At 45.3% G+C, this 23,796-nt stretch carries 30 protein-coding genes; 19 read left to right on the top strand and 11 right to left on the bottom strand.

What is annotated here, in order from left to right; genetic code table 11:
* Window positions 1-29 precede the first annotated feature (29 nt).
* A complete protein-coding gene (locus ACFO4L_RS11365; protein ID WP_377909792.1) occupies window positions 30-326 on the bottom strand; it encodes a hypothetical protein in 297 nt (98 codons plus the stop codon).
* 373 nt (window positions 327-699) lie between these two features.
* Here ACFO4L_RS11365 and ACFO4L_RS11360 point away from each other — a divergent pair, with 373 nt between their 5' ends.
* Window positions 700-885: a hypothetical protein gene (locus ACFO4L_RS11360; protein WP_377909791.1), complete on the top strand. Its 186-nt coding sequence runs from the start codon at window positions 700-702 to the stop codon at window positions 883-885.
* Window positions 886-1,256: 371 nt separating this feature from the next.
* Here the strand turns inward: ACFO4L_RS11360 and ACFO4L_RS11355 are convergent, their stop codons facing one another.
* Both ACFO4L_RS11355 and ACFO4L_RS11350 read right to left on the bottom strand, forming a co-directional pair.
* Window positions 1,257-2,117 carry an excalibur calcium-binding domain-containing protein gene (locus ACFO4L_RS11355; protein WP_377909790.1) on the bottom strand — a complete coding sequence of 287 codons (861 nt, stop codon included), beginning with the start codon at window positions 2,115-2,117 and terminating at the stop codon, window positions 1,257-1,259.
* 71 nt (window positions 2,118-2,188) lie between these two features.
* A complete protein-coding gene (locus ACFO4L_RS11350) occupies window positions 2,189-3,406 on the bottom strand; it encodes an NRAMP family divalent metal transporter (RefSeq protein ID WP_377909789.1) in 1,218 nt (405 codons plus the stop codon).
* A 274-nt stretch (window positions 3,407-3,680) separates the two neighbouring features.
* Here ACFO4L_RS11350 and ACFO4L_RS11345 point away from each other — a divergent pair, with 274 nt between their 5' ends.
* Entirely contained in the window at window positions 3,681-4,967 is a 1,287-nt protein-coding gene (locus ACFO4L_RS11345; protein WP_377909788.1) for a flavin monoamine oxidase family protein, read from the top strand.
* 27 nt (window positions 4,968-4,994) lie between these two features.
* Here ACFO4L_RS11345 and ACFO4L_RS11340 read toward each other — a convergent pair whose 3' ends face one another.
* Window positions 4,995-5,210, bottom strand: a complete 216-nt coding sequence (locus ACFO4L_RS11340; RefSeq protein ID WP_377909787.1) for a hypothetical protein — start codon at window positions 5,208-5,210, stop codon at window positions 4,995-4,997.
* A 47-nt stretch (window positions 5,211-5,257) separates the two neighbouring features.
* The gene (locus ACFO4L_RS11335) at window positions 5,258-5,773 is read right to left on the bottom strand and encodes a hypothetical protein (RefSeq protein ID WP_377909786.1); all 516 of its coding nucleotides are present in this window, start codon (window positions 5,771-5,773) and stop codon (window positions 5,258-5,260) included.
* Between the two features lie 182 nt (window positions 5,774-5,955).
* Between ACFO4L_RS11335 and ACFO4L_RS11330 the strand changes: the two genes are divergently transcribed.
* On the top strand, window positions 5,956-6,183 hold the full coding sequence (locus tag ACFO4L_RS11330; protein WP_377909785.1) for a hypothetical protein: 228 nt from the start codon (window positions 5,956-5,958) through the stop codon (window positions 6,181-6,183).
* 651 nt (window positions 6,184-6,834) lie between these two features.
* On the top strand, window positions 6,835-8,850 hold the full coding sequence (locus ACFO4L_RS11325; protein WP_377909784.1) for a serine aminopeptidase domain-containing protein: 2,016 nt from the start codon (window positions 6,835-6,837) through the stop codon (window positions 8,848-8,850).
* 389 nt (window positions 8,851-9,239) lie between these two features.
* Here the strand turns inward: ACFO4L_RS11325 and ACFO4L_RS11320 are convergent, their stop codons facing one another.
* The gene (locus ACFO4L_RS11320; protein WP_168009119.1) at window positions 9,240-9,509 is read right to left on the bottom strand and encodes a hypothetical protein; all 270 of its coding nucleotides are present in this window, start codon (window positions 9,507-9,509) and stop codon (window positions 9,240-9,242) included.
* A gap of 197 nt (window positions 9,510-9,706) precedes the next feature.
* On the opposite strand from ACFO4L_RS11320, the gene ACFO4L_RS11315 reads away from it, so the two are divergent.
* Together ACFO4L_RS11315 and ACFO4L_RS11310 are read left to right on the top strand one after the other, a co-directional pair.
* Window positions 9,707-10,192, top strand: coding sequence for a hypothetical protein (locus ACFO4L_RS11315; RefSeq protein ID WP_377909783.1), 486 nt, complete (start codon window positions 9,707-9,709; stop codon window positions 10,190-10,192).
* Window positions 10,193-10,653: 461 nt separating this feature from the next.
* The gene (locus tag ACFO4L_RS11310; RefSeq protein ID WP_377909782.1) at window positions 10,654-11,511 is read left to right on the top strand and encodes an NAD-dependent epimerase/dehydratase family protein; all 858 of its coding nucleotides are present in this window, start codon (window positions 10,654-10,656) and stop codon (window positions 11,509-11,511) included.
* 49 nt (window positions 11,512-11,560) lie between these two features.
* On the opposite strand, the gene ACFO4L_RS11305 is transcribed toward ACFO4L_RS11310, so the two are convergent.
* Complete coding sequence (locus ACFO4L_RS11305; RefSeq protein WP_377909781.1) at window positions 11,561-13,063, bottom strand: amidase family protein; 1,503 nt, start codon at window positions 13,061-13,063, stop codon at window positions 11,561-11,563.
* A gap of 248 nt (window positions 13,064-13,311) precedes the next feature.
* On the opposite strand from ACFO4L_RS11305, the gene ACFO4L_RS11300 reads away from it, so the two are divergent.
* From ACFO4L_RS11300 to ACFO4L_RS11285, 4 genes are all read left to right on the top strand, one after another.
* Window positions 13,312-13,521, top strand: coding sequence for a helix-turn-helix transcriptional regulator (locus tag ACFO4L_RS11300; protein WP_377909780.1), 210 nt, complete (start codon window positions 13,312-13,314; stop codon window positions 13,519-13,521).
* Window positions 13,511-13,936 carry a hypothetical protein gene (locus tag ACFO4L_RS11295; protein ID WP_377909779.1) on the top strand — a complete coding sequence of 142 codons (426 nt, stop codon included), beginning with the start codon at window positions 13,511-13,513 and terminating at the stop codon, window positions 13,934-13,936. The genes ACFO4L_RS11300 and ACFO4L_RS11295 overlap by 11 nt, the downstream gene beginning before the upstream one ends.
* Window positions 13,937-13,956: 20 nt before the next feature.
* Window positions 13,957-14,565 carry a class I SAM-dependent methyltransferase gene (locus ACFO4L_RS11290; RefSeq protein WP_377909778.1) on the top strand — a complete coding sequence of 203 codons (609 nt, stop codon included), beginning with the start codon at window positions 13,957-13,959 and terminating at the stop codon, window positions 14,563-14,565.
* A gap of 197 nt (window positions 14,566-14,762) precedes the next feature.
* On the top strand, window positions 14,763-14,981 hold the full coding sequence (locus ACFO4L_RS11285; RefSeq protein ID WP_377909777.1) for a hypothetical protein: 219 nt from the start codon (window positions 14,763-14,765) through the stop codon (window positions 14,979-14,981).
* A gap of 89 nt (window positions 14,982-15,070) precedes the next feature.
* Here the strand turns inward: ACFO4L_RS11285 and ACFO4L_RS11280 are convergent, their stop codons facing one another.
* Window positions 15,071-15,334 (bottom strand): hypothetical protein, encoded by a 264-nt coding sequence (locus tag ACFO4L_RS11280; RefSeq protein WP_377909776.1) that lies wholly within the window; start codon window positions 15,332-15,334, stop codon window positions 15,071-15,073.
* A 114-nt stretch (window positions 15,335-15,448) separates the two neighbouring features.
* Here ACFO4L_RS11280 and ACFO4L_RS11275 point away from each other — a divergent pair, with 114 nt between their 5' ends.
* Genes ACFO4L_RS11275 through ACFO4L_RS11265 form a run of 3 tightly spaced genes read left to right on the top strand, consistent with a single transcriptional unit; the run spans window position 15,449 to window position 17,696 of the window.
* Window positions 15,449-16,228, top strand: a complete 780-nt coding sequence (locus ACFO4L_RS11275; RefSeq protein ID WP_377909775.1) for an alpha/beta fold hydrolase — start codon at window positions 15,449-15,451, stop codon at window positions 16,226-16,228.
* A gap of 45 nt (window positions 16,229-16,273) precedes the next feature.
* Entirely contained in the window at window positions 16,274-16,864 is a 591-nt protein-coding gene (locus tag ACFO4L_RS11270; RefSeq protein ID WP_377909774.1) for a LysE family translocator, read from the top strand.
* A gap of 22 nt (window positions 16,865-16,886) precedes the next feature.
* On the top strand, window positions 16,887-17,696 hold the full coding sequence (locus tag ACFO4L_RS11265; protein ID WP_377909773.1) for a dihydrodipicolinate synthase family protein: 810 nt from the start codon (window positions 16,887-16,889) through the stop codon (window positions 17,694-17,696).
* Here ACFO4L_RS11265 and ACFO4L_RS11260 read toward each other — a convergent pair.
* Complete coding sequence (locus tag ACFO4L_RS11260; RefSeq protein ID WP_377909772.1) at window positions 17,693-19,117, bottom strand: phospholipase D-like domain-containing protein; 1,425 nt, start codon at window positions 19,115-19,117, stop codon at window positions 17,693-17,695. The genes ACFO4L_RS11265 and ACFO4L_RS11260 overlap by 4 nt on opposite strands.
* 363 nt (window positions 19,118-19,480) lie before the next feature.
* Here ACFO4L_RS11260 and ACFO4L_RS11255 point away from each other — a divergent pair, with 363 nt between their 5' ends.
* From ACFO4L_RS11255 to yqeK, 4 genes are all read left to right on the top strand, one after another.
* On the top strand, window positions 19,481-19,846 hold the full coding sequence (locus tag ACFO4L_RS11255) for a hypothetical protein (RefSeq protein ID WP_377909771.1): 366 nt from the start codon (window positions 19,481-19,483) through the stop codon (window positions 19,844-19,846).
* 197 nt (window positions 19,847-20,043) lie between these two features.
* On the top strand, window positions 20,044-20,466 hold the full coding sequence (locus ACFO4L_RS11250) for a hypothetical protein (RefSeq protein WP_377909770.1): 423 nt from the start codon (window positions 20,044-20,046) through the stop codon (window positions 20,464-20,466).
* A gap of 150 nt (window positions 20,467-20,616) precedes the next feature.
* The gene (locus ACFO4L_RS11245) at window positions 20,617-21,456 is read left to right on the top strand and encodes an aminoglycoside adenylyltransferase domain-containing protein (protein ID WP_377909769.1); all 840 of its coding nucleotides are present in this window, start codon (window positions 20,617-20,619) and stop codon (window positions 21,454-21,456) included.
* Window positions 21,419-22,048, top strand: a complete 630-nt coding sequence (gene yqeK, locus ACFO4L_RS11240; protein ID WP_377909768.1) for a bis(5'-nucleosyl)-tetraphosphatase (symmetrical) YqeK — start codon at window positions 21,419-21,421, stop codon at window positions 22,046-22,048. The genes ACFO4L_RS11245 and yqeK overlap by 38 nt, the downstream gene beginning before the upstream one ends.
* 23 nt (window positions 22,049-22,071) lie before the next feature.
* Here the strand turns inward: yqeK and ACFO4L_RS11235 are convergent, their stop codons facing one another.
* Together ACFO4L_RS11235 and ACFO4L_RS11230 are read right to left on the bottom strand one after the other, a co-directional pair.
* Window positions 22,072-22,461: a group-specific protein gene (locus tag ACFO4L_RS11235; RefSeq protein WP_377909767.1), complete on the bottom strand. Its 390-nt coding sequence runs from the start codon at window positions 22,459-22,461 to the stop codon at window positions 22,072-22,074.
* Window positions 22,458-22,889 (bottom strand): HIT family protein, encoded by a 432-nt coding sequence (locus tag ACFO4L_RS11230; protein ID WP_377909766.1) that lies wholly within the window; start codon window positions 22,887-22,889, stop codon window positions 22,458-22,460. The genes ACFO4L_RS11235 and ACFO4L_RS11230 overlap by 4 nt, the downstream gene beginning before the upstream one ends.
* Before the next feature lie 96 nt (window positions 22,890-22,985).
* On the opposite strand from ACFO4L_RS11230, the gene ACFO4L_RS11225 reads away from it, so the two are divergent.
* Entirely contained in the window at window positions 22,986-23,117 is a 132-nt protein-coding gene (locus ACFO4L_RS11225; RefSeq protein ID WP_377909765.1) for a hypothetical protein, read from the top strand.
* Between the two features lie 48 nt (window positions 23,118-23,165).
* Window positions 23,166-23,747 (top strand): nucleotidyltransferase domain-containing protein, encoded by a 582-nt coding sequence (locus ACFO4L_RS11220; RefSeq protein ID WP_377909764.1) that lies wholly within the window; start codon window positions 23,166-23,168, stop codon window positions 23,745-23,747.
* Window positions 23,748-23,796 lie beyond the last annotated feature (49 nt).

Genomic DNA, 23,796 nt, shown 5'->3' with positions numbered 1-23,796 from the left:
CCATTAAAAGGATATGCCGGCAGCGCACTTCAAGGCGCTGCGCCGGCTTTTCTGCTTTTGATCAACAGGGTAAGCGAGACAGCTGTTGTGACAAGAACTGCGAGAAACAGATACACGAGCGGGCTGCGAAACTGCGCCAGCACCGCATCGGCTGTATGCATCTGCCCGCACGTCTGCACACTGTCAGACGTGAAAATAAAGAACGGTCTGCACGCCTCAATCGGAAGAATCGCAGTTTGAGCAGTGAAATACACGACATACGCGCCGGTGACGAAAGCAAAAACAGCAGAAACAAGTGCCAGCAAAGCGTAAAAAATTCGTTTCATGGCCGACCTCCGTTGTATGAATACTGCTTACAACGTAACATAAATTGGTAAATAAAGGTATGTCCAATTGGTATTAGGCAGGGCAACGGAGAAAGGGACACGCCTCTCAACACTTTTTAACAGGCAGGTGATGCAAAGTTGGATTTATGATGGTGTTTTTCCTCATTTGGTTTTGCGCTTTTATGATCGCAAGGTTGTTCAGTTTTTACACAAAGTCTCATTGGAAAGACGAAGCATTGATTACAGGCGCCCAAGCACTCGTGATGATCCTGATTTTTTATATTATCAGCAACGATTACCTCGACATTTTTAACCGATAGGTCGCATGACATTAAGTTGATTAGTGTATGCCAATAAAGAAGCAGAGGTGATTATGTTGTGGATGATCGTCAGCATGCTGGCGTTTGCAGCAACTGTAATCAATCTGTATTTGTACGTCACCGGAAAAGATTATACATTAGCGATGGCATTCGGTTTAGCATTGACTGCACTAACGCTCGCCTCCGTGCAGAGTATGATTGGAAGCTGGGTCCAACATGAAGATTGGACAGCTCTGTAGAATTTCGTATCGGCAATAGAACCTTTATTTTGGAGCGCAACGGGGATTTCGATTTTGTTGAACGTATCTCCAGCAATAAAGGATGCCAGTCAACTTATCGAAGCGAACGAGGATATTCCCCACATTAAGATTAATAGCACCGTTTATTACCCAAGACGACAGCTGATGCATTGGCTTGAGGAGATTGGCAACTAATCGTTAAATATGGAAACAGGAACATGCATTTAAACCGGTCCATAGACTTCCTGAATAGTGAAGTAGTAAAGAGACAGTTCAGGAGTCTATTCATGACCGTAATAACAGCTATCCTTCTAATATCGTAGTGAGAAATATTAAAATCAACAAAGCTGCAAAGAGAAAATGAGAGAAGCTTAATTAGCAATCGCTTCGTCCATTACATAGAAGGCTCCGTCATCATATTCGTAAGCAAACTTCAAATTTCGATTATGATACGTATCAGTCCAGAAAACAGCAATCTCAGCTACATTGCCAGCTCCTTTATTCGCATAGTGGGCAGCGATATCTGATGAAACTGCGCGCATCATGTCTTCGCCTGTATCCCGCGTGTTCTGAACAGGGAACTCTACATCGATTAAAACGATGAAAGTATCTGATTCTGCATCTTCAGAAAGATTATCATTTACTCGTACGTTTTCGATCACAGTATAATGATCATGCTCATCTTCTATATAAGAAGTAAAGTAACGTATCAATTCATCCTCTGTTGTTGAGAGATCAGCAGGGTTTTCTTCAGTTCCATTTCCTGTTTTCTCTTCTTCATATGTTAAAAACTCTTCAGCAATGTCGGTCGTTAATTGCTCGCAGGGAACCCCGTTTGAATCTCCGTCCCAGCCCATTGGATCATTTTCAGATGTGTAGCCCTCTTCAGTCCAATACATATAAACTTGCTCGGCTGACTCGAAATCTTTGCAATTGACTGGAGAAAAAGCTTCTGTTTTGTCGTTCTCATCTTCGGAATTCACTTTCGTATTCGTTTCTTCGCTTTCATCCGCTATAATCTCATTTTCGTCAGCATGATTGTTCTGAGAAGAAGCTGACGTATCTTCTTCTGTGTTCTCATTTTCCTCAGCGGAAACATCTGCTTCTTCATTCGCAAGATCTTCTTCATCTTGAGCTGTAGCAACAGAAATAGCTAAAATAATAATAAGAGTGATAAACCACCAACGTTTGTAAAACGCCTTTTTTGTAGATGAAATTGCTTGGTTATCCAAAGATAATACCTCCTAAGTCGTAGTTGTTTTTTAGCTGATTTAGTCTTTTACGTTTCAGTACATGTATATTGCTAGAAAAGCTGAGGCACAGACATAATAAGTGTACGCACTCCCAAATAAGCAGTTAAGACAACAATAATCGCTCCAAAAATAGTTAGCCAGAAAGGGTGTTCATAGCTGCCTACAATCTTTTTATTATGAGCTGCAAGTAATATCGATCCGAGCGTTAGCGGAAGGATTAATCCGTTAAATGCTCCTGCAAGCACTAGCAGCGTAACCGGTTCACCGACAAGCGCAAAAACACCTGTTGAAAAAAGAATAAACCCGATTACCCAATAATTCCGATTCGAGTCGATCGATCGGTGAAAGGAAGCTAGAAAAGTAACAGAAGTATAGGCGGCGCCAATAACAGACGTGATCCCTGCAGCCCACAGCACCAATCCAAACATGCGGAATCCAATCTCACCTGCAGCAATCTGGAAAGCGGAAGCTGTTGGATTTTCCGGATCTAATGAAGAACCCGCTGCAACCACTCCTAATATTGCAAGAAATAATAAATATCGCATGACTGAAGCGGTAACAATGCCGCCTATAGCTGTATTAGTTACATATTTTAAATTTTGTTTTCCGGTAATCCCAGCATCAAGAAGGCGATGACCGCCGGCAAACGTGATGTAACCGCCAACTGTGCCGCCTACAATTGTAATAATCGCGAGGATATCCAATTCGAGAGGGGCTACAGTTCGCAGCACGGCTTCCTGATAGGGAGGCTGGCTGACAAACATGACATAAGCGGTCAATAAAATCATGAGGGCTCCAAGGTAGCGAACAACTTTATCCATTGCCATATTAGCCTGCCTGAAAAGAAAAATAACGATACAAACAGTGCTCGTCATAATGGCACCGATTACTGGATTAAACCCGAATAAAGCATTTACACCTAATCCGCCTCCAGCCACATTGCCAATATTGAAAGCTAAGCCTCCAAGTACTACAAAAAAAGCGACGATATAGCCGAGACCAGGCAGTACTTGATTTGCAATGTCCTGTCCTCTTTTTTCTGTTACTGCAATAATTCTCCAAATGTTTACCTGAGCACCGATATCCAAAATAATTGAAGCAAGAATGACAAACGCAAAACTCGCAAGTAATTGTTCGGTGAATACGGCAGTCTGAGTCAGAAAGCCTGGTCCAACAGCTGATGTTGCCATCAGGAACGCAGCACCGGCCAAAGCGCTAAGTCTTTCTTTCGGGGTCATCGTAGGTTTTGTTAATGAGTGTTGTTCCATATTTTCCTCCTGCCTGACGACTGTTCCTTCCAAAATCTAGTATCAAGTGAAGTCGGTAATTAGTCGAATAGATAAGTGTTGTGACTTCCTTATTATGAATTAAATTCTTTAAATTGGAAACCTCTTTAAGTCGATTGTGAGAATAGAAAAATTGGTTTCTATATAAACAGGAATTTTATTATGCGCAACACAAGGAAATAAAAACATACTAAGTCTCTATCTAGTTACACTAGTATAAAAACGGGGTACGGTATTCAAAAAAGGGGTGGGAGTTATGGCGAAAAAAATTATCGTAGTCGGTGCGGGCTTTTCGGGTCTGGCAGCAGCTCATGCACTGCTGGAAATGGGCTGCGAGCCGATCATACTCGAGGCGGAGAGCCGCATCGGCGGCAAGGTAAAATCGGAGGTAAGTGACGACGGAAAGCACTTTGTCGAACGCGGGGCGCAGCTGATTAATCCGGATATGACGGAGATCGTGCAGCTGGCAGCAAAAACTGGCTTTTCGCTCATTCGGACGGGCGTTTCAGATGATGGCCTGCTGATTCAGGCTCCGGAGCCAAAAGTGATTGAAGAGCAGGTGGAGGATCACGAGGAGCAGCTGGAGTACATGCAAATCGAGACGGAGCGCGATGACATTCCCCTGACCGATCTATACAAACGACTGGATATTAAAGAAAAAGAGAAGCGGGTTATTTCGAGCATGTACGGCGAGGAGCTGAACGTCGAGCCGCATCTCGTGAGTACTGCCGGCTTTTTGTCGATGAACGACCGCTATCCGTCTGAAAAAGAAGACACGACGCATCAGGTGAACGGCCCGCTCACGAAGCTGGCTGAGCACCTCGCAGCACCGCTGCAAGACGCTCTGCATATGGAACAGGCTGTTACGGAAATCAACACGTCCGTAGGCGAAGTCTCTGTGAGTACGGAATCAAATACGTGGGACGCAGACGGCGTGATCATCGCCGTCCCACCAACCGTAGCAGCACGTATCAAGCTGTCGGAGCTTGCAGCAAAGCAGTACGAGGAGGCGCTTCACAGCTATGTAAATGGCTCCATCATTAAGATAACGTGGGAATATAACGAAGCCTTCTGGACGCAGATGGAGGTGGAAGGGGAAGAAACATCCGTTGCCGAGGTCATTTTTACGAATCCGGACGGGGTAAACGTGATAGATTCCTCGATGAGAGGAAAAAATGCGCGATTGACGATGTTTATTGGAGCGGCTACCGCCGAATCAATGGCGACAGAAGAGGAAGACCGCATGCTGGAGGAAGCAGAGAGCTGGCTTACGGATGCATTTGGAGAAGCAGCCGCATCCTATACGTCCCGGACGGCTGAATCATGGGTGCATCATCCATTTTGCGGCGGAGGCTACGGCGATTCGATCCGCTACGGTCATATGATCAAGCCGTATGTGATTTTGAGAGAGCCACATGAAGGCATGGTCTTTGCGAGCAGCGAGCTTGCCGAAACGTATCCGCACTTTATGGAAGGTGCGCTCCGGGCGGGACGGGCAGCAGCAGGCAGACTGATCGTGCATCTGCAGGAGCGGACAACCTAAAAAAAGGGCCTCACAGGGCCATTTCTCTCATACATAAGCACGGCAGTTCTCGCAATATGCCGTCTCTTCCTTCGTTTCAATCTCGTTGCCGCACGTACCGCACGTCAGAACCGACGTGGACGCTTTTTTCCAGCCGTTTTTTCGCGCGAGACCCCGGCTTAACATCGACGCACCGGAAAGCTGATAGCGAAAAATCAGCCACGTGAATAAAGCAACGAGAATCAGTGCAACCATCAATTCCATCAAATCGCCTCCAGTAATTGGAATACGTCAGTTGCATGGAAAAGGTTTCAGTTAGAGGCATTAAATGCCACACGGGAAATGCGCCACTCATTATCCTCTTCGATAAGCAGGTAGTCCATGAAAAACGGCGCGTGGCTCGGTACATCGGGAACATCAGCTGCATAGCTCAGCACAAGTCCGGCCTCCGTCATGCGAAAATCGGCAAACTGCTGCTCCAGTTCGTCCGGAGAAAGCCACTGGTACGTATGCATATCGTCAAACTGAATCACGCCGGTCGGCCTGCCTTCGTGGCGGATGACGTTAGCATGAACAGATAAAAGTCCGGAAGCCTCGTCAAGTGAGTCCGCCTGTACAAACTGCTCCGTAATTTGCACCGCCTGCGCTACCTGATAGGTCTCCGGATAGCCGTTCAGCGAATCGAGCAGGTCATCCCGCTCCTCCGTCAGCGCTTCGACCTCTGCTTCAAGCTCGGCAATTTGCGGATCGTCCGTTGGCTCCTGAAACACGAACATCGCACCTCCGACAAGCATCGCAATCGCGAGCAATGGTATCCACTGTTTCAACCCCTTCACCGCCCTCATCCGTTCTTAATCTAAGATTATCACGGCACCTGCCGAAGCTCTCATCATATGCCTCATTCCTTTTAAATGGAAATTATGGTACGGTAATGAAGTGGTTTTACATAATGAAGAATGAATTTTTAAAGAAAAGAATGGATAGCTGTCTGGTACAAAGGAGGTAGAGAATGAAATATGGGTTGATTTTTGGTGCAGCATTTTTAGTCGGGTTAATGATTATATTTGGAACTGGAAGTGAAATCGGATTTTACATTATGGCGGTTTTACCGTTTGTGGTTTATCCAATCTTAATTAGTCTAGCCGTCTGGTTCTTCATCAGCCTGATTAATCTTCAAAAAGAAAGAAATAGGTATCTTGCTGAAATTGTCAGGAAGCTAGAGAAAGACAATACGTAAAGGAATCTTCATCAGCGAATGTTTCAGCGATCGCAGCTTAATTGGGGAATCTTTTTTAGATCTGAATCAACCATGCCAATAAGCCGGACACGTATTAGTACATGATACATGGAGGGTAATATGATTCGAATTTTATTTTTCTTCGCAGCCGTTGCGCTCGGGTTTATTTTAAGCCTGCTGGTGGGTTAAATGAGAGCGAGCACCTAAAAATGAAGTCGTCTTCCTGAGGGATGATGACTTCATTGCGATATATCTGTATGAATATGAGCGGTGTTTCAGCTATCCTACGTATAAAACAGAGATTAGGTACATAAAAAAGAACTAGCTATATGTTCGATCAAGCTAAGCCATTCTCAAAAATGAAAAATTGACTACTTTCTACAATGCTTTAAATGTAAAATAAAACCAACTAATAGTAATGAAAGATAATATATTAAGTGAATCAATTGGATATAAGTTAATTTGACTAAGTATTCTTAATCGTTATTTTACATTAATTTCTTGACAGCGTTATCATTAATGGGTAAGATTAGCCTTATATTAATAAAGATAGTGCTGAGACGATGGAATGCACGCCTTTTGATGGGGATATCCCCATACATTTGGCGTGCGTTTTTTTATGGGCTCACACAAAATCGAAGGGAGATCGATGTGAGTAAAAAATGGATCACGATGCTTGTCGTGTCAATTGTGCTGATATTTGGAGGAAGTTTTGCAGCATTTTTGGCTAATAGCTCTTCGGGGGATGTAGATGTTACGAGAGTTAGTTTTGGAACAGAAGGAGGAGAATTGTCAGGTTTGCTTTATGTACCTGATGGAGCGGCTGACGAACCGCGGCCAACGATCGTCGCCACACACGGCTACTTAAATTCAGCTGAAATGCAGGCACCTCAGGCAATTGAAATGTCTAAAAGAGGATATGTCGTTTTGGCACTGGACCAATACGACCACGGTCATTCGATTGGGACGATGGACAAACCAATTCCGTTCTTCTCATTTTGGCCTACGTCGATATACGACGCAGTGAATTACATGTATGAGCAGGATTTTGTGTTAAAGGATGATGAAGGGAATGGTATCATAGCTGCTTCAGGTCACTCAATGGGTGGATTTTCTTCAACACATGCTATCATGCTTGATGAAATGTTTTATGAAGAAACAGGTGTTAGAAAAATCGACAGTTACTTAACGATGGGCTCTGACTATCAATGGATTTATGCTTTAGAGTATGAACTTGAAGATATCGTTGCAGCTTATGGACCAAGAACAGCCGGAAAGATCGCAGCTACGTATGATGAGTTTTTCTTTGACCCGGAAGCTGCTGCCGAAGAACGGCCTGTTCAGCGTAAAAATTATATAGAAACAGAAGAAGCTCAAGCATTTCTTGGAAATCCTGATACTCCGGAACAAGGTGAATTTTTTGAAAATAATCAAGGACAAAGAGTGATTTATCAACCGGAAGAGATTCATCCATGGAATCATTTTTCTATGACAACTACAGGACACGCTATCGAATTTTATGACGAAGCCTTTGCTGATTACAGCGAAGTTGTTCAAATTGGAGAAAGCGGACAATCTTGGATGTACAAAGAATGGTTTTCCTTTGTAGCTTTAATTGGTTTCTTCCTTTTGTTCGTTCCTTCTATTCGACTTCTCACACAGGCACCTGTCTTATCAAACGTTAATGTCAAAGCTCCTGAAGCGGTGCCAGTTCCTAAGTCAGATGGAGAAAAGGCTGCAAATTTAATTTTGATTTTGTTTGGGGCCTTTTTTCCGGCATTGTTATTTACGGCATTCTACAGTGCTGATGAGAGTGCTATTCGTCTAGTGTTGATGGTTAATATCATTATAATGTTCACAAGTATTGCAGTATTTGTTGCTTCCTTTGCACGTAAACAAAGCAGGATCGCCATCAAAAAGGCTTCGGGGTTTATACTGATCGTTAGTGTTATCCAATTTGCTTTATTGCAATTTCAGAATGAGCTCATTACTGTTACTGAATTACTGGGAGCACCTACTGGAAATCCAATTTTATTTTGGGCTGTAAACGTAGCTTTAATCACACTGATGGTCGTTATTGGTCAGTATCATTTATCAAGTGGCTCTCAAAAAATGGAGCTACACCGTACTGGGCTAAAGGTTAATCCAAAGGCGATTGTTGCTGCACTGATGATAGCTGTTCTTTCGATCGTGATAGGCTATGCTTTACTGTATCTGGTTGATGCATTATTCAAAACCGACTTCCGTCTGTGGACGTTAGCCGTAAAAACGTTTGGATTTCACCATTTGATGGCGTTATTCATTTATGCGCCTCTCTTCTTCATTTTTTATTTTATTGTCGGATATTCAGTAAATAGGACGACTTCTGACGAGAGTTTTAACGGTATTAAAGGCTACGCTGTTTCTATTTTCATGTTCGTTGGAGGACTGGTCTTTTATCTTGTTTATCATTATGGGCTCTTGTTTACCACAGGAACAGCTGGTTTCCCTGCAGAGTCCTTATCCTCAATCGTAGTGATTGGATTAGTTCCAATACTGACAATCGCTGCTATATACAATCGCTATTTTTTCAAATTAACAGGCAATGTCTACCTTGGTGCGTTTTTAAACTCAATTTTGATGACGCTAATCCTCTTAGCTAATACAGCATTTCACGCTACTTTGTAGAGATTGCGAGATGCCAAATCTGCTTTTAAGCGTATCGTCGATCGATCAAGAATAGCGTGTACGTGTAAATCCAAAAAACAGGTTCATTTTTTTACCAGGTACAGACTTTTCAAACCTTTATCTTTAAACATGATCGCAAGGTTCACTGCTGTACCGATAAACGTTGTTGCGTAAAATCCGTACGACGCTATACACCTGTGTAACAAACAAAAAGGAAGATGATGCTCCAGAAACGGAGCGTCATCTTCCTTTTGTATTTATTCTTTTTCCAGCAAACGGAATCTGATAGATCTCTGATGGCGAGACACCGGCCTTACGTGCAGGTTCGAACGTTTGGCTTTAACATTACTGTATGTCTGCTGGCTAGAAATAAGTCCGCCTTAAAATAATTAGACAGAGGCAGCGATTTCTTTTAACGAAGCGGAAACAGCTTGCTTGTCACCTTTTGCGTAAAAGCCAGTTACGAGATCGTAAGCAGTAGCCAGATCAACTAAAAAGCAGTCGTGCGTTGATGTATCGTACACGAAGTGGCTACGTGTTTCTCCTTTGTAGCCATCCACCACTTTATACTGCTCCAAATCAAACAATTCCACCATCCCGGACTGAGCCAGGTCCATAAATTCCTCGCGCGTTACTTTCCGTTCAGCTTGCACACTCATCTAAAAACCTCCTGTTATCATCCGTTTTGCATTACCTACTTTAGCATGATCGATCGCTTGAGCAAACGAAAAAGCATTAAAAGAGTTGCATGTGATAGGTGTTCAACTCATCTACTAAGAAATATTCAGTATAAAATGTTTACTTTGTAAACTTGATGTGCTACGTTGTATACAAAGTAAACAAAGGGGTGTTAAGGATGAACGCTACGTTAAAGGAACTGCTTACTTCTTTTCCGCATTTTGAGCAGACAGCACCGGAACAGCTTACGGATCAGGAATACCCGTTTTACGCACTGTATTTGTTTTTGAAAGACCCTGATACGAACGGCTTTGATATTCGTCTGTTAAACAGCCTCACGGACAGAGAAGATGCGCTAATGATACTGTCGTTTATTGAGAGGTATATACAAACGTGCCGCTATTCAACCTCTAAAGCGACGATGCCTATCAAACGGCCTCCGGTAGCATATAAGACAAAGAAAGAGCCTGTATATTTCAATCAGACGGATGTCGCGCGATATTTACAGGATCAAGGCCATAAATCCTGGAACCGCCATAAGGTTCATGTCTACTATAAACGGGGAAAGCTCCCCGAGCCAGATAAGCAATTATCGAATACGCCTTATTGGGAGTTAGAAACAGTTCAATTGTTTTCTCGCGCGCTATTCTCACGGTTAGACTGAAATAAGAGCATGATAGGATGTCTCAAAGGTGACGATCATGCTTTTTACGTTCTTTACTGAATTTTGAATACCAACTACTATAGACCCTTTTTAAGTTAAGCAGCAACAACAGATACCCAATCATGAGGAGCGCTTACTCCCACTGCCACTTTGAAAATAAGCAGGTGAAGATCGAGTACTTGCAAGGCGGAAAAAAGCATGAGAAAAGAGAAGGGATAAGCCATCCAGCTGATCTCCCTGCTGTATCAGTTTCTCACTCTCTTCACGAAACGCTCTGCGAACATATAAGTGACATAAAATCCTGCTAAGATCAGTATCGTAGATAGGAATATCATCATTGGATTCTTTCTTTTTTAATGAAAGCCGTTTCACTTGCTATCCGCTCCTGACAGCTATATGCTTCGTTTATTGAGAATACGAAAAGCGGCGTTATGCCGCTGAAGAAACCAGGAGGGCTGTACATGGCAAAGGTAGTAGTGACAGGCGGAAGCGGACTGCTCGGCAGAGATGTGATTCAGGAGTTTATCGATCACGGATATGAGGTCGTGAATGCAGACGTGAAGCACCCGAAGGAAGCACGGTGTAAGACGGTGATCACCGATTTAACAAACCTCGGTGAAGTTTACGGCGTCTTGGCCGGTGCCGATGCTGTCGTTCATCTCGCCGCGATCCCGGTGGCGTATTCACACCCAAATGAAGTGACGTTTGAAAACAATACGATGTCGACGTATAACATTCTCGAAGCGGCTGCTCATCTCGGCATACAAAAAGCGGTGCTTTCGTCGAGTGAATCGTCCTACGGCATCTGTTTTTCAAGACAGGGGCTGGAGCCGCAGTACGTGCCGATCGACGAAGAACATCCGCAGCTTCCGGACGACAGCTACGGATTTTCCAAAATTGTCAATGAGCAGACGGCCGATATGATGCACCGCCGCACTGGCATGCAGATCGTCTCGTTCCGGCTCGGAAACGTGATTACGCCGGAGATGTACAAAAACTTCCCGAGCTTCATTCACGAACCGGAAATACGTAAACCAATTCTCTGGAGCTACATCGATACCCGCGATGCGGCTTCTGCTTACCGGCTTGCAGTTGAAGCAGAAGGCCTCGGCTCAGTTGCGCTGAACATTGGAGCAGATGAGAGCAGCATGGATATCGAAAGCCAGGAGCTGATGAAAACCTGCTTCCCGAACGTAACAGACATCCGTCAGGACATTTCTGGCTACGCACCGCTTCTGGATAACAAAAAAGCGAAGCGGCTGCTCAACTGGCAGCCGGTTCAAAACTGGCGGGACAACGTGAACAAACTCGCCGATTAACAGAAAGACCCTCGAAAACACGGCGTGCTTTCGGGGTCTTTACGCTTGCCTAGAGCTTCATGAATGGATTGGTATGGACGTCGACCCACAGCTCTGACTGTTCAAGTGCAGAAGCGAGCTGAATCAGCAGATCCTCCTGGCCTCTCGCACCCATTATCTGCACCCCGACCGGGAGACCGTCACCTGTTTGATGCAATGGAACGCTCATCGCCGGCTGGCCAGTCAGGTTTGCCAGCTGCGTAAACGGAATTCGCTCGAGGCTTTCGGTAATCATCTGGTCGAGCATATCTGTTTTTAGCAGGAGCTTCCCGACATTCAGTTTGGAAACAAGCTGCACCTGCAGCTCTTCGGTTTTCGTCAGCTGGAAAGCGCCAATGTCAGCCGGAAGCATAGCCGTTGCCGGCGTGATGTACAGATCATACGTCTTGTGAAATGCCTCCATTTGCATCGCAGCCTCATCCCAGATACGCATTTGGAGAACAAATTCCTCTGCGGTAATAGCTCTTCCCAGCATGCCAAGGAGCCACGTGGTCGTTTCCACATCGCTCATCGTCACTTTTCTGCCGATCATCGATCCAATTTCTGTCAATCGTGCAGCGACTTCCCCGTAATAGAGCGTCATGTAGCTTTTGGCGATGGCGAGTCCGTCGACTGGAGCTGCTTTTTCTTCCACCTGATGTCCCTGTGCCTCGAGCCAGCGAACGGTCTGCAGTACTGCTTTTTGACACTCCTCGTCTACTGCTGTACCGATTGGGGAATCGATCGAGTAGGCGATTGTGAATGATTTCGATAGCGGTTTGTCCAGACTCGCTGTAAACGACTCAGGCTTCGGGGGTGCTCGAAACGCGCCAGTCGTCTCTTTGTCCGCTAATATGTCTAACATGGCCGCACTGTCCCGCACCGTTTTTGAAAGGATATGATCACCGGACGCACCTTGCCAGGCACGTCCTCGAATCGGTCCCATCGGCGTCCTTCCGCGCGTCGGCTTTAATCCGAACAGCCCGCAGTAGGCAGCAGGAATGCGAATCGAACCGCCGCCGTCGTTCGCACCGGCGATTGGAACCATTCCGGAAGCAACTGCGGCAGCCGATCCGCCGCTGGAGCCGCCTGGAGTGACGTTCACGTTCCACGGATTTCTTGTCGCGCCGTACTGGACCGGCTCGGTAATGCCCATCAGTGCAAATTCAGGCACATTTGTTACGCCGATCACATTCATACCGGACTGCTTTACAAGAGACGTATACGTCGAATCCTGAGGAGCCCGGTGATGGTGGAGAACGCGTGAGCCTTCCGAAGCGAGGGCGCCCTTCCATTCCTGATTGATATTTTTAACCAGCATCGGCACACCCGCAAAAGGGCCTTCTGAAGGAGTGCGATCCACTTGTTCGATCACCGCCTCGTAAGCCTTATCAATCACCGCATTAAGCGCAGGATTCATCCCTTCAATACGCGTAATCGCCTCCAGCAACACCTCCTTCTCCGTCACTTCTTTAGCGCGTATCAGCGCAGCAAGACCTGTCGCATCGTATTGTTTATATACAAACCCTCTCACGAACATCCCTCCAGCGCGGTTTAGTAGCTTTATCTTATAGCTGATTTCCTCCGATTACAACAACTTACTTCTATTCATAAAAATAGGAAGTATGAATATCAAAAAATAGTGTTTTCTTAGCCAATATTTACGCAAAGATAATCATCTAGTCATATTCGCTAGCACACAAAATGGAAAGTTCGCTTTGCATCCAGATATTACCTATGATAAGGTAGTGGAAAGTTTACTTTCCGTAAGAAGGAGGGGTTATGAAAAACCGGTTAGCGGAAATTCGCAGAGAGAAAGGGATCAAGCAGGACGAATTGGCACTGGCGATGGAAGTGACTCGGCAAACGATCGGGTCGATTGAAAATGGACGCTATAATCCATCGATCACGCTGGCCTTTAAGTTAGCGACTTATTTTGACAGACGTATTGAGGACATTTTTATTTATGAGGGGGATGAACATGACGCATAAAATCTGGATCGCCATATCGTTGACAGGTATCGGTTTACTACTGCTGGCCGCAGTGACGGCAAATAGAGGGGCAGAGATAATCGGAGTGTCATTTGAACGCATGGATCTTGTGCCACTTGGATTCACATTGCTGGGATTTCTCGTATTACTCACAGGACTAAGCATTCCATATGATGAAAAAACAAAATCGACTAAGCAGAAAATAAAAGACAAGGATGAGCGGGTGATCACGATTCGCCGCTCAGCCGCCGAAGCGACCTTTATTTATGGCGCCATAGCGATCCCGCTTGCGCTGCTCGGACTGGCGATGTTCGGCTATATGAATCATGTTTCGTTTTTTACGCTTTACATTATTTGTACCATCGGGGCAGGCGTGTACGGAATGACGTACCTGCGTATGAAGCGGGCGTATTAACGGGGAGGAGATGGCACAGCATGGAGAAAAACGTGTTTGAGAAGCTTGCCAGACAATACGATACGAAGGAGCGAAAGCAGCTGGCTTCGGTTATTGCAGAGCGGGTGAAGCTGGAACTTTCCGACAGCACCGACAAAGCGCTGCTCGATTACGGGGGAGGCACGGGGCTCGTAAGCCTTGAGTTTACCGACCTCGTGCAAGAGCTTACGATCGCAGACGCTTCTGAACAAATGCTGAAGCTCGCACAAGCGAAAATCGTGGAACGAGAGCTTTCGAACGCGACCGTGCTTCACGCCGATTTCGTCAAAACAGAACCGAGCGTAAGCGCCGATATCGTGCTCCTATCTCTCGTACTGCTTCATATTCCCGATACGGAGCGGATCCTGCAGGCGATCGCTCATGTCTTACATGAAACAGGCAGGCTGATCATTGTCGATTTTAACGAAAACGCACGCGTTCATCATCCGGCTTTGCACAGCGGATTTGACCAAAAAAAGCTGGAGCTGCTTTTGCAGAAAGCAGGATTTACAGCCATCACGTTCGAAACGTTTTACGAAGGGGAAGGTATTTTTATGAAACAGGACGCGTCGATGTTTATATGTACGTGTGAGAAGGCAGTACCAGTATGAGAAAGCGAACGATCGTGTACGGAGGGTTATCGAAGGAAGCGTTGATGGAGGCATTTGAAGCAGAGCGATTTATTTGAACATGTATGCAGTGGGATTTCCTGAAGGATCAGCTGTTTTGAGTTCCCTGAAGTGAAAAGGAAGTGGGCTGCTGGATATGTTCGTTAGCGGAGATCGGCTCAACGGAAGGCGGTACGTGGTTGGAAATCGTCTTGGCAGCTTTTCAGCGTGGGTTCACGCTCGTTCTGCTTGAAGCTGCATCGTATGTACGATTTAGTATGACGCTGCCGACATCTGACAGCATCGAAAGGAAAGACGGGGTCCCGAACGGTGCAATCAGCTTTGCTTCCCCAAGACTCAGAGAGAACCCCAATTTCCCAGCAGGATTTTATGTGAGAGATATAGAAGGCAAAAAGTAGCTTCGAGGATATGTCACAGATGATCTGCACGTTTGACGGCATTCGGATATATATTTATTTGCGGTTTCAGTCAGGGGATCAAGGTTGATTTATTCCACCCGTGACGCCACGATGAACTCCATTCCGACTGCAATAGCAAACGATAAAAAAGGGAGAATGACTGCTGAAGCTGTTGGATAGAAGGGAAGGTCCCTCGAGAAAATCTGGTGATAAGCAAGTTCATAACCGATAACAACGACAAACGAAGCTGCTGGAGCAGCCAGCTTTCTGCCGGTTACCACATATAATGCAATTCCGATCCCAATGCTCGCAAGCGGCAGAACGAATACTTGTAAAATGACTAAATCCAGCATATGAGCACCACCTCAAATTGATATCTACACCTATTCGCCTTCTAACGTCCTATTTCCTTTATCGATTTCAGCTTTTACGTTCAACTTTTTGCAAATGGGAGAGGGTGGAAAACAATGCCTGTTTTTCGGTCAGGTTATGCAGTCATTTATTATGAAACGACGGGTCATGGACCACCGCTTGTCCTGACACACGGGGCTACGCTTGATCATCATCAATGGACCCCGCAAGTAAAGGCACTTGCAAAGGATTTTCTGATCATCAGCTGGGATGTCCGCGGTCACGGACGCTCCGTTACACCCCCGGGGACATTTCAGCATCATGAAGCAGCGGCAGATCTCATCCGCCTGCTCGACCATCTTCACATAGAAAAAGCGCATATGTGCGGACTGTCGATGGGAGCAGCGATCAGTCTGGAGGCTGCTGTCACATCGCCTCACCGGGCAGCTTCTCTCATTCTTATGAACAGCTACCATTCACTTTCTACAAGTGGTTTTCGCAAGCTGTTTGCACCGCTTACGCATTGGACGAGACGATTCGTGCCGCGCCTTCCTGTTGCGAAAACACAGGCGAAATTGCTGGCGCGGTTTAACCGGAATAATCAGCCCTATATTGAACAAACCGTCCGCTCGATGCCAAAGACGACCTGGTCGCAAACATGGCACGGACTTTCTGAAACGGAACGGACCGGGAAACTGGAAAAGGTCAGCTGTCCAGTGCTCCTCATGCACGGGAAACAGGATCTCGTCACAAAAAATCAGCAGAACACGCTTTTCACACGTCTTGCGGGTGCAACACGTTTGGAACTAGATGATTCCCATCATTTGATGAACCTGGATCAGCCGGAGCAAGTGAATGAAGCGATCCATTCCTTTTTGAAAGAAGTAGACAACTAGCTTCAAAACAATTGAACGGTACACCTCAGGAAGGAGAGCTGCTGCATGTACACATCTATCGCCGTTCTGCTTCCATTTGTTGTTTCACCCGGAGCGAGCTATGTGCTCACGCTCGCAGCGGTCGAACAAGCCGGCTTGAAAGGAGTAAGGACTGTTATCAGTGGTACCGTTGCAGGAATTGCCATTCATGCCTTGCTTGCTGCTTTCGGTGTCTCGGCACTGCTCCTGCAGCTGCCGGAGCTGATGAGCGCGGTTCGAATTGTCGGGTCGATGATGCTGATCTACATCGGCATCATCTTGCTGAGAGCGCTATTCGTTTCTGGAGGGCAGCAAAACAGGCAGTCGATTACCTTTCGACGCGTCTTTTTACTGAATCTGCTGAACGTCAAACCACTGCTTTTATATATTACGATCATTCCGTCGCTAAGCCCCTATACAGGTTGGGAGCTGTCTCTTCACTATGCATTCATCGGCTTCGTTCATATCACCATGCAAATTGGATGGCTTACGCTGCTGGGATGGCTGACCGCAGTCGCAGCAAAAGGAAAGCTGTATTCATTAATTCGAGTACTATCAGGAGTCGGGAGCTTGTTTTTGATTGGAATGGGACTCTGGAATTTACTGCTATGGATATAGCCGATGAAAAAGGAGAGGTTCTATGCTATACGAAACAATGCACGTTGCTGTACCGACTGTTTTTGATCAAAAAGAGGATGTAAACATGGAGGCGACAAATGCGCACATTAAATCCCTTCAGAAAAAAGGAGTCCGCTCAGTGCTGATCAGCGGTTCTACGGGCGAGCAGCACAGCTTAAGTGTGGGTGAACGGTTGGAAATGATGGAATCCATCAGCGAATCAGCGATTCATCAGATGGAGGTTTTGTTTGGCATCGCAGCAGTCCGGCTGAAGGATGCAGAGAAGCTGGCCGCAAAGGCTTCCGAAACGAATCTGTCTGGCGTAATGATCGGGTTTCCGCCGTACATACGACCTTCTCAGGATGAAGCCGTAGCCTATGCGAAACGGCTGATCGAGCGCTGTCAAAAACCAGTCATTCTCTATAACAATCCAGGCAGAACCGGGTTTGATTTATCATCTGAGAGCGCAATCACACTTGCGCAAAATGAGAATGTGATCGGCATCAAGGATCTCGGCGGACCTGAAAAAATACAAGCCGTGCAAAACGGATTCGATCGCGAATTTTCGTTTTATGCAGGCGGAGAGGAAGGTCTTGCTGAGAAGATCCGCTTCGGCTATAACCGGCTTTCGTCCATCGCCGGGAATGTTTATCCTGTTGAAATAAAGCAATGGCTGCAGCAGCTTTTGGCAAATGAAACGCCCGATGCCTCTGAACAGAAGGACATCGAGCGTATGATGAAGACAGTGTATAGCAAAAATCCGATCATTCGGGTGAAGCATGAATTGAAGCTGGGCTCGTGCAGACCACCGCTTGGAATGAGCAGCGATTAAAACAAGTGCTCAAATGGAGCGGTGATCGGTCTGAGCAGTCGTTTTCCGATTTCAGCAGTAATCGGCGTCTCCGCACGGTCCACATGGTCCGACTCTGCATAGTCTCCGTCTTCTGTCACCTGCAAGCTTTGCTCGTTCATCAGCTGCTCGAGCTCGGTGCGCAGCTCATGATTCACATCCTCGCTGTCGATAACAAGCATGCTCTCAGTACTCAAATACACGCTTCTCGGATCAAGGTTAAAGGAGCCGATTGCGGATAAACGGTCGTCGAACACGTACGATTTTCCGTGAATCGAGTGTCCTTCTGCCTGATACTCCAATAAATCAGCTTCAGAACCGGCTAAGTCCTCCCGGTGAGCAGCAAAGCGGGAGTAAGTTGGCAGATTGGGAGAAGCCGCGAGAGAATTGGTTACAACCCGGACTTCCTCTGGCAGCGCTTCCCGATTCAATGCATCAAGCATTGGATTCGTCGGCACGATAAACGGACTTTGCATCAGCACAGACGACTCGGCTTCCTCCATCAGCGCAGTCAGGTCCTTCCACACCCAAGGCTCCTTATTCATTCTGCCAAGCGGGTTATGAATAAACGTCACTTGGTTAACAGGAGATGTGAGTTCTTCCCAATCATACGTATGGCCGTAAAGATCAGCCTCTTCGTGCTGCAGTGACGTATGCTCTGCGCGGAGCACTTCCAGCATTTCTTCCGCATCATCCAGCTGACTGTCTGATAAACCATCTGCGGCATCCTCGACATAATCACTCGTCCACACCTCATCAAAATACCGCTGCATTTGCATCACGCCGCTCTCTTGATACTCGGCGCCCTCTGGATTAAACACGACAGCATCGCGGTCATCCGTTGCCCCTTCGAAGCCTTCCCGTGCAAAATACCTGTCGCCGATATTTCTGCCGCTGATCATGCCAAACGTATCGTCGGCAATCAGCAATTTATCATGCATGCGGTTATTGAGCGCCCACGGCTTCAACACATTAACCGGTTCAAAAAAGCGCAGTTCCATGTTGTCATGGTGTGTAAACGCCTCGGCAATAGCGCCTTTTTCACCGCGCAGGTTATGAAACATGCCGTCTAATAGCACGCGTACCTGAACGCCACGATCTGCAGCTTCTAATAAAGATGTATAAAAGATCATGTCCACTGTGCCATCCGTTATTTTAAACATCGTCACATCGAGCGTGTCTTCCGCTTGCTCCTTCAGTGACGTGCGGGTCTGCTTCGATTCAATCCGGTCGTGAATCAGCGCCACCCGATCGTGAGAGCCTGATTCACTAACAAAACGATCCGTATCAGGTTGGCCTGTTTCCTCCGGTACCGTCAGCTGCAGCATGAGCACCCCGCCGATCCAGAGATACAGCAAAAACGCACCGACCAGACCGCCGGCAATAAAAAGAACCTTCTTCACCATAAAACGCCTCCAAAAATAGGTCAAAAGATGATTATTAACGTATATACCTCAAAAACAAGCCGGTGCAAACATAGAAACGATCCATAACTAATGTGAGGTAGCTACAGCTTTGTTAAATAAAAGAAATATAAGTCTGGACCGCTATGATGCAAAATCCCATGCGTTGATGAAGATATCTCATCTGAAAGATGTTTACCGTGTAAGTGATAGTAGGTAAAAGGGAATAAACACCAAATGATAAGCCCTATGATATAATTATTATGCTCAAGTAAATAACATATTATTTATTTGATCTCTGGGTCCCTAAAATCTTTTTCGATGATTAATGAGAGATCTTTGATCTAAAAAGGAGTGTGTTTAATGAAATTCGTTGTGCTGTTTGTTTTATTTGCTCTAATGAGTGCCTGCTCAAGTGAGCCTGAGTATCGAGACTATAACGCCATTAACGCAGAGGTATATAATAAATGGTGGACAGAAGATGAAGACGGAGACAGAAGCTGGTACATTGATATAAGGGAAATTTTTGAAGAAGAAGCACCTGAATATACTGTTTTAGTCGGTACGGAAGACGAATCACCAGTCTGGAACTTAATCGAAACGGAGCAGGAACGAGAATATTATATTGTATTCTCAGAAAATGTCGAGACAGAGGAGTTTGAAATGCAAAGAATGCATTATACGGATGCCACACATCAATCTGATCTTGAAGATAAACGGGTGGAGTGATCCTGCAAAATGGAACAGCCTATGCCAAATATTAATTGTGCCTTTCATTTTGATGAGTCAATTATGTTTTTGTTAGATACTAGTAAAGCTAGGTCGTTCGATTCGAATATAGGATAACTGCTTAAATGTAAATAAACTCAAAGTTTTATTTGGTAATATTAAACTATACTGTTTATTTCTTATAGGGGTGAATTCATTTGAAACGAATCGTCGTGCCTGCTTTGCTTATTCTAAGTCTTTTCGCATTTGTATTGTATACGGGAAATGACGGTAATGATATTGAAGCCGCGGAGAATAAGTTAGAGGAGACATTGCAGCTTTTCGTAGATCGTAACATTGATGACTATGCAGAAAATGTGAAAAACGAAAGGTTTTCTTCTCCAGAGGAAGCTCGCTCTAATTATATTGAGGTAGTCATGTACGATCCTACTCATGACTTTGAGATCCTTGAAATGATAGAGAGATCAGAAAATCGTGCAGTATTCAGCGTTAAAATTGAGCTGGACACTGTATTTTTAGTGGAGCCTTATGAAATGATTTACGAGGATAACGAGTGGCTTCTTCTCATAAGCGAGGAAGACTTAAAAGTAGATGAATACGAAATAGTGGAATATAAGTAATCGTGGATTGATAATCATACATGTTGAACTTACTGATTTTTTCAAATATTGGGGAGTCTACATTTATCGACTGCAGTATTTGAACTGATAGGCACTTTCGTCTTGAATATATCTGTAAAACGGATTCAGGTAGTGGAAAGAGTGATTAAGATGAGTAGCTTCACTAATGGCCTAACTGCAAATCAGCACGCCTATTGTCAGATACAGACATTAAGAAATGAACTATTGTCATTGTTTGGCTCGTCATATGTGGGGATATATCTTCACGGCTCCCTTGCCACATCAAGCTTTGTACCGAACAGAAGTGATGTCGACGTTATAATAGTCGTTAACAGACCCTTAATTTTTAATGAAAAGAAAATGGCTGCTAGCATTTTGTTAGCGATATCATTAAATCCGTATCCGATCGAACTGCATGTGGTTTGCCTTGATAAATTACGAAACTGGCACTCTTCAGGACCGTTTGAATTTCATTACAGTGAACATTGGAGATTCTCTTATGAAATGAACGCAACCCTTACATTGACACAAGCCATGCCCAAGGAAGATTCAGACCTTACTTCTCATATAAAGCTTCTGCATGTTCAGGGAATTAGTATAGACGGGCCGCCTATAGCGAGAATTTTCCCAGATATCAGCGACGAAGAGTTTCTCAAAATAGTGCAACAAGAATATCAGATGTGCTTAACAACTATGTTTGAACAACCAGATTACTGCATTTTGACAATTATTCGCTTTTGGGTCTTCATGATTGACCGCAGCTTGATTACGAAACAAGAGGCCGTTCAAGCAGGAAAACGTTTCTTACCTGAGGTCTACCATAAGCTTTTAGATGCAAGTTTTTATGACGCTAATCACACGTTTACTGATGAGGATTTACAAGCATTTCTACAGTATGTTGAAAATCACATTCCTTTTAAAAAAATCAATAAATCAGTTGGGAGAGAGCTCCATGACATCGTATATCGAATCGCTGAGAGAGTCTACTGAACTTTCTGGAGACTTGGAAAACGACATCGTGTCCTTTTTGCATCAGCACGATTGTCATGCTACTGCAGACCATTCTCTTCAGGTCGCAAAAGCAGCTGAGTCACTGGCTTACCAATTCCATGCGGATCCTGTTCAGGCAAAGACAGCAGCTCTTTTGCACGATTGCAGTGCTGTTATTCCTAACAAGGACAAAATTGCTGTCGCCAAGGAGCTTCACCTGCCTATATATGAAGAAGAAAAGCAGTTTCCGATGGTTATTCATCAACGACTTTCCAACGTTATGGGATCAGAGCTTTTTCACGTGAAAGAGGCGGCTATTTTAAATGCTGTTGAATGCCATACAACGTTGAAAAAAGAAGCTTCGATCTTGGATGAGATTCTGTTTGTCGCGGATAAACTGGAATGGGATCAAAAGGGGAAGCCCCCTTATCTAGATGAACTGACTTTACAGCTTGAACATTCTCTCAGTCACGCTGCTTTTGCCTATCTTGATTTCATGTGGAGTAAGCGACACACGCTAAAAGTCATTCATCCGTGGCTAAAAGAGGCCCATCAGGATTTGAAGGCTAAGTTAAAAGCGGACACAACCTGAAAGTGGCTCCGTACAAAAGAACGCTAGTTCTCCGTTTGAATTCGTGCAATCAGTTCATCTAACGAGCCAATTACTTGCTGTACGTCTGACAGATGATAGAAAGTACTGGTCGTTTCAAAGTCGTTCACTGCATCGGTCTCGGAAAAAAGATACACATGCTTTCCCATACCAAGCGCCATCCCCATTTCGATATGGCTGCCTTTTCCTGCAGGCAGGAGCATAATGAAAACATCTGCAGCTGCTACGGCCTCTTTTTCGAACGTACCAATTTCCTTCAGTTCTGCAAACGTTGCAGCCCGCTCATTTTTCGTCCAATCATACGTATGTCTCCAGCCGCAGGCTTGCAGCTGACTGCTGACATAGCGAACCGCGTCTTTATTTGAGAAACTGGAAGCAACATAAAAGGTTGTCATGATGGTTCCTCCATCTTCAACGCTTGAATGAGACGAGTTTGCGCCTCTTTCAGCTCCTCATTAGATACCGGTTCAGTTTCTGGAAAGGCACGGTGAAAGTCAGCGAAATCCTGTTCCTCATACCGCGGCACAACGTGCATATGATAGTGATCCAAGTCGTTAAACATTCCGCCGTTTTGGACAATCGAGATGCCATCCGGCTGATAAGCAGCTTTCATCGCCCTGGACATAACCCGTGAAGCCTCCATCACCGCGTGAGCAGTCGGTTGATCGAGATCGTCCACGTCGAGCGCATGCCGCTTCGGTAAAATTAGCACATGCCCCGGATTAAAAGGAAGACTATCAAGGATACACGTCACCCATTTAGTTTCGTACACAACAAAAGCACGTTCTTCCTGCAGCGCCAGCCGGCAGCCTAAACACGTCATCGCACAAACCTCCTAAAACACATCGTCTGTGCTTATGATATCATAGAAACAGTAAATAAATTCCTTTTACTATACATACGGAAAGGTGGATTCACTATGGAAACCATGAGCATCATAGCATTCGCATTAGCCTCAGGTGCGATAGGACTTGCTGTCACTTTAAACGGAAAAGTCATCAAACTGGAGAAAAAAGTGACGGAGCTGGAGGAAAAGCTAAATCAAGACTAGGAAGGCTCCGCTGATAAGTGAAATAGCAGGTTGCAGAAGGGAGCTACGATGTTGTTTGAACAGTGTTACACCATTACTAAGTTCATGAGCGGTTTTACTAGACCGTGGTATATCGCCGGAGGGTGGGCAGTTGATTTAGCAATTGGGCGTGAAACAAGGGTTCATCAAGACGCTGAAATCGCGGTGTTTCGGGACGATCAGCTTCGCTTAAAGAAACATTTAAGCCAATTCGACTTCTCAAAAGCAGCTAACGGAAAGCTTTTGGGTTGGGAAGGGGAACGTGTGGAATTGCCGATTCATGAGCTGCATGCGTTCCACAGAACAGAAGACATACAAGTGGAATGTTTATTAAACGAAAGCCGTGACGAAGATTGGCTGTTTCGACGGGACGAACGAGTGCGCTTTCCAATCAACTCGATCGGCTCCGTTTACCAACATAGTATCCCTTATCTGCGACCGGAAATCACGCTGCTGTATAAATCAAAACATCCCGGCATCAAAGATGAACAAGATTTTTGCCACCTGCTGAACCATATGAGCGACCAGTCAACTCTTAGGCTGCAAACGGCGCTGCAAACGTATCAGCCGAATCATCGATGGTTAAAGTTGCTAAGAGAGAAAAAGAGGTAATGATGAAGCAATTGCAACTCAAGCAATCCAAGCGTTAGATGATTTTTTA

The organism is Bacillus daqingensis, assembly GCF_042654445.1.
Lineage (GTDB): Bacteria > Bacillota > Bacilli > Bacillales > Salisediminibacteriaceae > Alkalicoccus > Alkalicoccus luteus.
The sequence above is the reverse complement of the archived record's forward strand: the minus strand, read 5'-3'. Positions and strand labels throughout refer to the sequence as shown.